10 protein-coding genes and 1 tRNA gene are annotated in these 9,911 nt (G+C 70.9%); 4 read left to right on the top strand and 7 right to left on the bottom strand.

Annotation, left to right across the window (positions count from 1 at the left end):
• Positions 1 to 543: DUF3662 domain-containing protein (locus FGD71_RS35860; protein WP_119104728.1), on the bottom strand; the 543-nt coding region annotated here is incomplete at its 3' end.
• Between the two features lie 492 nt (positions 544 to 1,035).
• Here FGD71_RS35860 and FGD71_RS35865 point away from each other — a divergent pair.
• The 4 genes from FGD71_RS35865 to FGD71_RS35880 all read left to right on the top strand — a co-directional run bounded on the left by FGD71_RS35865 (position 1,036) and on the right by FGD71_RS35880 (position 4,397).
• Positions 1,036 to 1,122 (top strand) — tRNA-Leu (locus FGD71_RS35865).
• A gap of 291 nt (positions 1,123 to 1,413) precedes the next feature.
• The gene (locus tag FGD71_RS35870) at positions 1,414 to 2,838 is read left to right on the top strand and encodes a DUF2252 domain-containing protein (RefSeq protein WP_119104729.1); all 1,425 of its coding nucleotides are present in this window, start codon (positions 1,414 to 1,416) and stop codon (positions 2,836 to 2,838) included.
• A 445-nt stretch (positions 2,839 to 3,283) separates the two neighbouring features.
• Positions 3,284 to 4,039, top strand: coding sequence for a J domain-containing protein (locus FGD71_RS35875; protein ID WP_181359338.1), 756 nt, complete (start codon positions 3,284 to 3,286; stop codon positions 4,037 to 4,039).
• Between the two features lie 28 nt (positions 4,040 to 4,067).
• Positions 4,068 to 4,397 carry a rhodanese-like domain-containing protein gene (locus tag FGD71_RS35880; protein ID WP_119104731.1) on the top strand — a complete coding sequence of 110 codons (330 nt, stop codon included), beginning with the start codon at positions 4,068 to 4,070 and terminating at the stop codon, positions 4,395 to 4,397.
• A gap of 70 nt (positions 4,398 to 4,467) precedes the next feature.
• On the opposite strand, the gene FGD71_RS35885 is transcribed toward FGD71_RS35880, so the two are convergent.
• The 6 genes from FGD71_RS35885 to paaA form a co-directional block, all read right to left on the bottom strand.
• Positions 4,468 to 5,604 (bottom strand): acyl-CoA dehydrogenase family protein, encoded by a 1,137-nt coding sequence (locus FGD71_RS35885; RefSeq protein WP_119104732.1) that lies wholly within the window; start codon positions 5,602 to 5,604, stop codon positions 4,468 to 4,470.
• 156 nt (positions 5,605 to 5,760) lie between these two features.
• Positions 5,761 to 6,834 carry a 2Fe-2S iron-sulfur cluster-binding protein gene (locus FGD71_RS35890; RefSeq protein WP_119104733.1) on the bottom strand — a complete coding sequence of 358 codons (1,074 nt, stop codon included), beginning with the start codon at positions 6,832 to 6,834 and terminating at the stop codon, positions 5,761 to 5,763.
• Positions 6,834 to 7,421 (bottom strand): 1,2-phenylacetyl-CoA epoxidase subunit PaaD, encoded by a 588-nt coding sequence (gene paaD / locus FGD71_RS35895; RefSeq protein WP_119104734.1) that lies wholly within the window; start codon positions 7,419 to 7,421, stop codon positions 6,834 to 6,836. Before paaD ends, FGD71_RS35890 begins: the two co-directional genes overlap by 1 nt.
• A complete protein-coding gene (gene paaC, locus FGD71_RS35900) occupies positions 7,415 to 8,134 on the bottom strand; it encodes a 1,2-phenylacetyl-CoA epoxidase subunit PaaC (RefSeq protein ID WP_119104735.1) in 720 nt (239 codons plus the stop codon). Before paaC ends, paaD begins: the two co-directional genes overlap by 7 nt.
• Positions 8,131 to 8,418: a 1,2-phenylacetyl-CoA epoxidase subunit PaaB gene (gene paaB / locus FGD71_RS35905; protein WP_119104736.1), complete on the bottom strand. Its 288-nt coding sequence runs from the start codon at positions 8,416 to 8,418 to the stop codon at positions 8,131 to 8,133. Before paaB ends, paaC begins: the two co-directional genes overlap by 4 nt.
• A complete protein-coding gene (gene paaA, locus FGD71_RS35910) occupies positions 8,415 to 9,512 on the bottom strand; it encodes a 1,2-phenylacetyl-CoA epoxidase subunit PaaA (protein ID WP_119104737.1) in 1,098 nt (365 codons plus the stop codon). Before paaA ends, paaB begins: the two co-directional genes overlap by 4 nt.
• Between the last annotated feature and the right edge of the window lie 399 nt (positions 9,513 to 9,911).

Raw genomic sequence — 9,911 nt, forward strand, 5'->3', positions numbered from 1 at the left:
GGCGCCCCGGCCGCCCATCGGTGCGGCAGGGCTGGGACGGCCGCCGGGTGGCGGCGCGGCCGGCATGGGGGGAGCGCCCGACGGCTGGGCCGCGGGCGGATACCCGTAGCCTCCGGGGCGGCCGGCGGGGCCTCCCGCGGGAGCGCGCTGCGGAGCCTGCTGGTCGGAGGACGAGGCGAGCGTACGGCTGCGGACCCGGTACAGACCGGTGTCGAGGTCGTCCGCCTTCTCCAGGTGGACCTTGATGGAGCCCATGAACGTGTAGCGCTGCTGCTTCGCGTAGTCGCGCACCATGCTCGCGAGCTCGTCGCCGAGCTGGCCGGAGTAGGGGCTGAGGCGCTCGAAGTCCGGCGTGCTCAGCTCCACGATGAAGTCGTTGGGGACGACGGTCCGGTCACGGTTCCAGATCGTCGCGTTGTTGTCGCACTCCCGCTGGAGTGCTCCTGCGATCTCGACGGGCTGGACCTCGGACTTGAACACCTTGGCGAAGGTGCCGTTGACCAGGCCTTCGAGACGTTGCTCGAACTTCTTCAGGACTCCCATGGGGCACCTCCTCCTTCGTCGTCGTCCTGGTACTGCTTACTGATCGTATCCACGCGCAGGGAAATCGGCTGGTTCCCCCTGTCGGCCCGGTCGACAGGTGTCGAGGCCCACTGAAGTCCCCTCCCGAAGTTCCCTTCGGAGCTGCTCTTCGAACTCCTCCTGCGCACTCCCATGAGAAGGATCGTAGAGGTGGCTTCACCACAGTGTCCCGCACCTGACTGTGGACCCTGCCCGCCTCCTGGGGAGATGGCCGGGACCGGTACGAGGTTGATACGTGAACAGGTTCTGTCCGATACGTGGGGAGCGGGACCTGCGGGGCCCGAGGTGCCGTCCGGGGCGGCTGCGCAGGTGATGCCGGGGGTCGGCCGTCCTGCCGGTGCCCGGTGTCCCGCCCCGGAAAGGGATGTGAATCCACCCTTCGCAGCGTGCTAATCTTCTGGATGTCGGCAGGCGCTCGCACCCCCTCGGGGAGAGACGGACGACACACCCAATGCGCGGGTGGCGGAATAGGCAGACGCGCTGGATTCAGGTTCCAGTGCCCGCAAGGGCGTGGGGGTTCAACTCCCCCCTCGCGCACCAGTGAAGCCCCGCAGGTCTTGGACCTGCGGGGCTTTCGCGTTGTCCGGGACGTCGTCCGGGGCGCGGTCACGGGAGGTGCGCATGACGATGCTCACATGCCTCGTGCCGTGCGGCTTTCCCAGGTGAGGACGGCTTTCTCGGGTGAGGACAATCACACGGCACGAAGGCTGTGCGGTGGCCCTGCCGGGGGTTTTCCACAGGCTCGGAGTTGTCCACAGGGGCTCACGCCGGTCGACGCTCGGCGGTACCTTCGTGGCCAGTTGATGTTCATGCACGGGGGAGGCGGTCGCTGTGAGCGAGCTCGGTGGCGCGGTGGCGGAGCAGGACGCGGGTCCCAGGGTTTCCCGGGTTCGTGGCTTCGCGGAGTGGCCTGCGAAGGGGTCGGCCAAGGAGGAGGGGAAGGCGTTGCGGGGCCGGGTGCCGCGTGACGCGCACGCGTTCTTGGACGTCGACGGTGACCGGCCGGACGCCGTGACAGCCGTCGAGGAGTCCAACCGCGGCCGCATCCGCGAACTCACGGCGATACGGGTCGGCAGGATGGCGGCCACGCCCTTCGCGTTCCTGCGCGGTTCGGCCGGGCTCATGGGGTACGACCTGGCGCGTACGCCCACGACGGGCATCGGCGCGCAGATCTGCGGGGACGCGCACGCGGGGAACTTCGGTCTGTACGCGGACGCGCGCGGCGGTCTCGTCATCGATCTGAACGACTTCGACGAGACGGCGCACGGACCGTGGGAGTGGGACCTCAAGCGGCTCGCCGCCTCCCTGGTGCTCGCCGGCCGGGAAGCCGGAGCGGACGAGGACACCTGCCGCAAGGCGGCGCGGTACGCGGCGGGGTCCTATCGGCGCACCATGCGGCTGCTCGCCAAACTCCCCGTCCTCGACGCCTGGAACGCCATCGCCGACGAGGAGCTCGTTTCGCACACCGACGCCCACGATCTGCTGGGCACACTGGAGCGGGTCTCGGAGAAGGCGCGGGGCAACACCAGCGGTCGCTTCGCGGCGAGGTCGACGGAGGCGGTCGAGGGCGGCGGGCGCCGCTTCGTCGATGCGCCACCGGTGCTGCGGCGCATCCCCGACGCGGAGGCCGCCGTGGTCTCGGCGTCACTCCAGGAGTACCTGACCACGCTCTCCGAGGACCGGCTCCCGCTCCTCGCGCGGTACGCGGTGCACGACGTCGCGTTCCGGGTCGTCGGCACGGGCAGCGTGGGACTGCGCTCGTACGTGGTGCTGCTGCTCGATCACCGTGGTGAAGCTCTCGTCCTGCAGGTGAAGGAGGCCCGCTCCTCCGTCCTGGTGCCGCACCTGGAGACGGTGGGTCTGACGGTGCCGGAGGTCGGGCACGAGGGCCGCCGTGTCGTCCTCGGCCAGAAGCGTATGCAGGTCGTCAGCGACATTCTGCTGGGCTGGACCTCGGTCGACGGACGGCCCTTCCAGGTACGCCAGTTCCGCAACCGCAAGGGCAGCGTCGATCCCGCGGCACTGGCCGCCGACCAGATAGACGACTACGCCCGTATGACGGGGGCACTGCTGGCGCGGGCGCACGCCCACAGTGCCGATCCGCGACTGGTCGCGGGGTACTGCGGCAAGAGCGAGGAACTGGACGAGGCGATCGCCTCGTTCTCGGTGGCCTACGCGGACCGGACCGAGCTGGACCATGCGGCGCTGGTGGCGGCGGTGCGGTCGGGGAGAGTCGCGGGAGAGATGGGAGTTTGACCGCGAAGGGAGAGACCGGAGGAAACGGGGCCGGGCTGTGGGGAAGCGGCGGCTGATGAGTGGATCCGGGTGGGGGGCTTGAGCCGTGGCCTAGGCTGGACAAGTGACAACCCCGGAAGCTGAGCAGTCCCAGCCCGAGCAGCCCGAGCCGCCCGTTGAGGAGCAGGCTCCCGTGCCGTCGGCGCAGGAGGTCCCGCCGACTGGGGACGAGGGCGCGGCCAGTGAGGGTTCCGGTGAGGAGAGCTCTCGTGGTGAGAGGTCCGACGAGGCCGCGGTCACCAGTGAGAGCGGCGAGGTCTCCGGTGAGTCCGGCGCGGTCACCAGTGAGTCCGGCGAGGTCTCCGGTGAGAGCGGCGAGGTCTCTGGCGAGACCGATGGCACAGGCGAGGTTTCTGGTGGCACCGGCGAGGCCTCCGGTGAGGAGTCGGATCGGCCCGAGGCGCGGCTGGAGCGGGCCGTGCGTGCGGCCGAGCAGGCCCTGATCGAGTACGAGATCGCCGTGGAGACCTTCCGGGTCGAGGTGGAGAACTTCTCCCGGCTGCACCATCAGAAGCTCGGGCCGATGTACGCGCGGCTCGACGAGCTGGAGGCACAGATCGCCGAGGCCCGCGCCGAGCGGACCGGCGACCCGGAGGATGTGCGCAAGGCGCAGGAGGCGCGGGCCCGGGTCATGCCGATGCCGGGGGTCGAGGAGCTGTTCCACGACTGGCTCGACTCCGACGGGCTGTCCCCGGAGGCCTCGGCCATGCTCACCGAACAGCCGGTACGGCCACCGCAGCGCGTACGGCCGAGCGAGGAGGCCCGCAAGCTCTACCGCGAACTGGCCCGCAAGGCTCACCCCGACCTGGCGCAGGACGAGGCGGAGCGCAAGCGGCGCGACGAGTTCATCGCCCGGGTCAACGCCGCGTACGGCCGCGGGGACGAGGCCCTGCTCCGGGAGCTGGCCGAGGAGTGGGCCGCCGGCCCCGTCCCCGAGGAGTGGCGCCCGAGCCGCAGCGAGGAGCTCTACGCCCGCCTCGAATGGCTCGCCCAGCGCAAGGAACTGCTCACGGTCGTGGCCCGTGACCTGGAGGAGAGCGCGATCGGCGCGATGCTGAAGATCGCGCCGGACGACCCCGACCGTCTCCTGGAAGAGATCGCCGAGCAGCTCCTGGCACAGGTGAGCGAGCGCGAGGCGGAACTGGCGTCGCTGCTCGGGTAGCGTCGGGGGTATGCAATTCGGAGCTGGTGTGCCCACGGTCGAGGTCGGGGATCTCGCGGACGGAGCTTTTCTGCTGGACGTCCGGGAGGACGACGAGTGGCAGGCGGGTCACGCGGAGGGGGCGCTGCACATCCCCATGAGTGAGTTCGTCGCGCGCTACGGCGAGCTGACCGATGCGGCGCCGCAGGAGGGCAGGGTCCATGTGATCTGCCGCTCGGGCGGCCGCTCCGCACAGGTCGCGATGTATCTGGTCCAGCAGGGCATCGACGCGGTGAACGTCGACGGCGGCATGCAGGTCTGGGCAGCCACCGGCCGCCCCGTCGTGGACGACAAGGGCCAGTCGGGCTTCGTGCTCTAGCCAGGGTGCCGCAGCGAGGTGCCGGGGCTGCTTGCGAGCGGCCCGCCTCCAAGGGCCTCCGAGGCGACGATCACTGCAACGTATGCGCCGCCAGCAGATCCCCGAGTGCCTCCTCGTGTGCCGCCGCCGGGCCGAGTGCGAGTTCCAGTTGCTTGGCCCAGGCGTGGTAGCGGTGCAGGGGGTAGTCGGTGTCGGCGCCGAGGCCGCCGTGCAGGTGCTGCGCGGTCTGCACGACGCGTCGTACGCCCTCGGAGGCCCAGATCTTGGCCACCGCGACGTCGCCTGACGGGGGCAGTGCCCCGCCCGCCCCTGTGCTGATCCGCCACGCGGCCTGCCAGAGTGTCGCCTCCATCGCGCGCAGGTCGATATAGCGGTCGGCGGCCTGCACGGCCACCGCCTGGAACGTGGCGACGGGGAACCCGAACTGCTCCCGCTTGCTGGTGTATTCACTAGTCATCCCGAGCACGCCTTCCCCGAGGCCGAGCGCCAGCGCACACGTTCCGGTGGCGAGCAGCTCCCGCAGCGACTCCCAGGCGCCCTCGGCGTCGATGACGTCATGGGCGGCGAGACGTACGGAGTCCAGCCTGAGTTCACCGAGCCGTTCACCGGTCGTGGAGAACTGGTCGGCGAGCTCGGCTCCTTCGTGGACGCGGGGCACGAGGGCGAGTACGGCGCGGCCGGAGCCGGTGCTCAGGGCGGGCACGACGACGAAGTCCGCGTTGTGCGCCCAGGGGACAGCCGTCTGTGTGCCGTCCAGTACCCACTCGTGGCCCTCGCGCCGTGCGGTCACGGCGAGTTCGGCGCCGTCATGTCCGGTCCGGCCGTTCGCGGCGACGGTCAGTACCAGCTCGCCCCGGCCGGCTCGGGCGAGCAGGCCCGCCTTCAACTCCTCGGCGCCGTACGTCTGCACGGCCAGGGCCGCCGCACTGCTCTCCAGCAGCGGCACCCGGGCGAGCACTTTCGCCGATTCGCGCAGCACCAGACACAGCGCGATGGCGTCAAGGCCCGCCCCGCCGTACCTCTCGTCCAGGAGGAGGCTCAGCAGATCGGCGTCGGCGAGCCGGACCCACAGCGCCCGGTCGAAGTCGTCGGCGACGGCGCCCGTGGTGAGCGCGGGGGAGGGCACCCCGTCCGGTGCGACGCCGGCGAACACCGCCTTCGCCGCCTCCACGGCCGCCTGCTGCTCCTCGGTGAAGGTGAAGTCCACAGCCCTGTCCTCCCACGTGCCGACCCGGCGGATGGATCTGACGGAGCGTCAAGGTAGAACAGGTTCTATGAAAAGGGAACGGCGCGACGAGAAGGGAACGGCAGGAGAGAAGGGAACTGCGCGACAGGAAGGGAGTGGACAGCCGATGAGCCGGGCTCACCGGTCGAAGTCCAACTCCACTTTCTCCGTGGCCGGATGGGACTGGCAGGCCAGCACATACCCGGCTTCCGTCTCCTCCGGTTCCAGCGCGAAGTTGCGGTCCATCCGCACTTCACCAGAGACCAGGAACGCCCGGCAGGTTCCGCACACGCCGCCCCTGCAGGCGTACGGCGCGTCGGGTCGGTTGCGCAGGACCGTCTCCAGGAGCGGCTCGCCGTCCCGCACCGGCCAGGTACCCGCGCGCCCGTCGAGCCGCGCGGTCACCGTGCTGTGCGCGGGAGCCGGTGCGGCGGCGGGCGGTGTGGCCCCGGCGTCCACGTGGAAGATCTCCTCGTGGATACGGCTGCGCTGCACCCCGAGACCGCGCAGCGCCCGCTCTGCCCCCTGCACCAGCCCGAACGGCCCGCACAGGAACCAGTCCGTGACCGCTTCGACCGGCAGCAGCGCCGGAAGCAGCCCCATGAGCCGCTCCCGGTCGAGCCGCCCTGACGGCAGACCCGCCTGCTGCTCCTCCCGGGAGAGCACCGTCACCAGCTGAAACCGCTCCGGATAGCGGTCCTTCAGGTCGGCGACCTCTTCCAGGAACATCGTCGAGGCGGACGTACGGTCACTGCGGATGAGGCAGAACCGCGCCTCCGGTTCCCGAGCCAGCAGTGTCGTGACGATCGACAGCACCGGCGTGATGCCGCTCCCGCCGACCACGGCCGCGTACAGCCCGGGCGCCGGTTCGAGCGTGAACCGGCCGGCCGGTGTCATCACCTCCAGCTCATTGCCGGCAGCGATCTCCTTGAGCGCGTACGTGGAGAAGGCCCCGTCCTCGACCAGCCGGACCCCGACCCGCAGCGTCGGGGGCCCGCCGCCGTCCGCGGACGTGGGGTCGGGAGCGGGCGAGCAGATCGAGTACGTACGCCGTATCTCCACGCCGTCGACCGTGCGCCGCAGGGCCAGGTGCTGGCCCGGCGTGTACCGGTACTCCTCGCGCAACTCCGGCGGCACCGCGAAGGTCAGGGCCACGGAGTCGTCGGTGAGCCGGTCGACCGCGGCCACCGGGAGCGTGTGGAAGCGAGCCATCACAACTCCTTGAAGTGGTCGAACGGTTCACGGCAGGACAGGCAGCGCCGCAGCGCCTTGCACGCGGTGGACGAGAAGCGGCTGAGCAGTTCGGTGTCGGCCGAGCCGCAGTGCGGACAGCGCACGGGGTCCGCCTCCGGTTCCTCCGGCGCCTGCGTGGTCGTACGCGTGGGGCCGAGCGGCACGGGGACCGGCCCCGCCGTCCGCTGCGCTCGCGGTGGCGCTATCCCGAACTCCCGCAGCTTGCGGCGTCCTTCCTCCGAGATGTCGTCCGTCGTCCAGGCCGGGGAGAGCACGGTCTGGACAGTCACCTCCGCCATACCGTGCTCGTGCAGCACCCGTTCGATGTCCGACGACATCGCCTCGATGGCCGGGCAACCGGTGTACGTGGGCGTCAGCTCGACCTCGACCGAGCCGGCGCCACGGACATGGACCGCGCGCAGCACGCCCAGCTCCTGAAGGGTGAGCACGGGCAGTTCGGGGTCGGGCACGGACCCGGCGAGCCTGCGCAGCTCCTCTTCGAGGGCGGTCGTCTCCTCATCGAGGAGAGGCGTGTCCTCTTCGAAGGGGGTCGTCCTGGTCACCATGACGCCCCCGGGTGGCTGCGGTGCAGATGCTGCATCTCGGCGAGCATGCGCCCGAACGGTTCCGTGTGCAGACCCTGCCGTCCGGCGCCCGCGCTCCATGCCCCGGACCGGGGCACCTCCGGTGTGTCGAGCGTCGCCCGGCGCAGTACGGCGGAGACGGACGCGAGCCAACGGCCCTGCAGGGCAGGCCAGTCGACGTCCACCCCTTCGACCGGCTGGAACATCTCACCCGTGTACCGCCACAGCGCCTCGCACGCCCGCCGCATCCGCTCATGGCTCTCGGCCGTGCCGTCGCCGAGCCGCAGCGTCCAGTGCTCGGCGTGGTCCTGGTGGTAGGCGACCTCCTTGACGGCCTTGGCAGCGAGTGGGGCGAACTCGCCGTCCCCGGCGGCCAGTTCCGCGTACAGCAGTCGCTGGTAGGTGGAGAAGTACAGCTGGCGGGCGATCGTGTGGGCGAAGTCGCCGTTGGGCTGCTCGACCAGCTGGAGGTTGCGGAAGGCGCGCTCCTCGCGGAGATACGCCAACTCGTCCTCGTCGCCGGCCATCGACAGGAGCACCCGCGCCTGGCCGAGCAGATCGAGGGCGATGTTGGCGAGCGCCACGTCCTCTTCGAGTACGGGCGCCTTGCCCGCCCACTCCCCCAGGCGGTGCGAGAGCACCAGCGCGTCGTCGCCGAGGGCGAGGGCGGCCGCGGAACCGGCGGTGACCGTCACAGGTGCTTCACCCCTTCCGGGATCTCGTAGAACGTCGGGTGTCGGTACGGCTTGTCGCCGGCCGGTTCGAAGAAGGGGTCCTTCTCGTCCGGCGAGGACGCGGTGATCACGGTGGACGGGACGACCCAGATCGAGACGCCCTCGCCGCGCCGGGTGTAGAGATCGCGGGCGTTGCGCAGGGCCAGCTCGGCGTCCGGTGCGTGCAGGCTGCCGGCGTGGGTGTGCGACAGTCCGCGGCGCGAGCGCACGAAGACCTCCCACAGCGGCCAGTCGTTGGTGGTCATGCTCGCGCCTTTCCGGTCGGCTGGTCCGCCTGCTCGTCAGTCTCGCTCGCCCCGTCGGCCCCACTTGCCCCGTAGGCCCCACTTGCCCTGCCGGCCCCGCTCGCTCCGGTCGCCTGCTTGCCGGCGTACGCCGCGGCCGCCTCCCGTACCCAGGCACCCTCTTCGTGTGCCTGCCTCCGCTGGGCCATCCGCTGTTCGTTGCACGGCCCGTTGCCCTTGAGGACCTCCCAGAACTCCGTCCAGTCGATCGCCCCGAAGTCGTGGTGCCCCCGCTCCTCGTTCCACCGCAATTCCGGGTCGGGAAGCCTCAGTCCGAGGGACTCGGCCTGCGGGACGCAGATGTCCACGAAACGCTGGCGCAGCTCGTCGTTCGAGTGCCGCTTGATCTTCCAGGCCATGGACTGCGCGGAGTGCGCGGACTCGTCGTCGGGCGGGCCGAACATCATCAGCGAGGGCCACCACCAGCGGTTCACCGCGTCCTGCGCCATCTCGTGCTGCTCCGGGGTGCCGCGGCTGAGGGCCAGCAGCAGCTCGTACCCCTGGCGTTGGTGGAACGACTCCTCCTTGCAGATGCGGACCATCGCGCGCGCGTACGGACCGTACGAGCAGCGGCACAGGGGCACCTGGTTGGTGATCGCGGCGCCGTCCACCAGCCAGCCGATGGCGCCGACGTCCGCCCAGGTCAGCGTGGGGTAGTTGAAGATCGACGAATACTTCTGGCGGCCGTGGTGCAGCTTGTCGAGCAGCTCGTCGCGGCTGGTGCCGAGGGTTTCCGCCGCGCTGTAGAGATACAGCCCGTGCCCGGCCTCGTCCTGGACCTTGGCCATCAGGATGGCCTTGCGGCGCAGCGACGGCGCGCGCGTGATCCAGTTGGCCTCCGGCTGCATGCCGATGATCTCGGAGTGGGCGTGCTGCGCTATCTGCCGGACCAGCGTCGAGCGGTAGGCGTCGGGCATCCAGTCGCGCGGTTCGATGCGCTCGTCGGCCGCGACGGCGGCGTCGAAGACAGCCTCGTACGCCGCTGTCCGCGCGGCTTCGTCCGCCGTCCCGTCCGCCTCTGCGCGGGCCGTCTGGTGCGCGGCTGCTGTCGCCATGCGGTTCCCCTCGACCTTGTGTGAGCTCCCGACCGATCGTTCGGTTCGTTCGATTCAATGGTGGGACGAGGGCCGTAAGGTGTCAACCGCTGTGGATAACCTCGTGATCGCTGTGTCTCCCGGGGCTGTGCCGGGCGGGCGGGCCTGAGTACCGTTCCGGTGCGACGGTCGCGGGGCGGCGCCGCAAGGGCGGTACGGCGGCACCCCGCGCGCCGGCGACCGGAATCTGACCGACACCGGGAACGGGGCGGAATGGACGCGTACGACGAGGGCTCGAACGCCCGGCACGAGCCGCCGAGCGAGCCCGAGGCCGCCGCCCCCGCCGCGCCCGCGCCCGCGCCGGACAACGCGGGCCCCGCCGACTCCCCGCCCGACGACCGCGCGGTTCCCGCCGGGCCC

The sequence above is a fragment of the Streptomyces sporangiiformans genome, assembly GCF_005768555.2.
GTDB lineage: Bacteria > Actinomycetota > Actinomycetes > Streptomycetales > Streptomycetaceae > Streptomyces > Streptomyces sporangiiformans.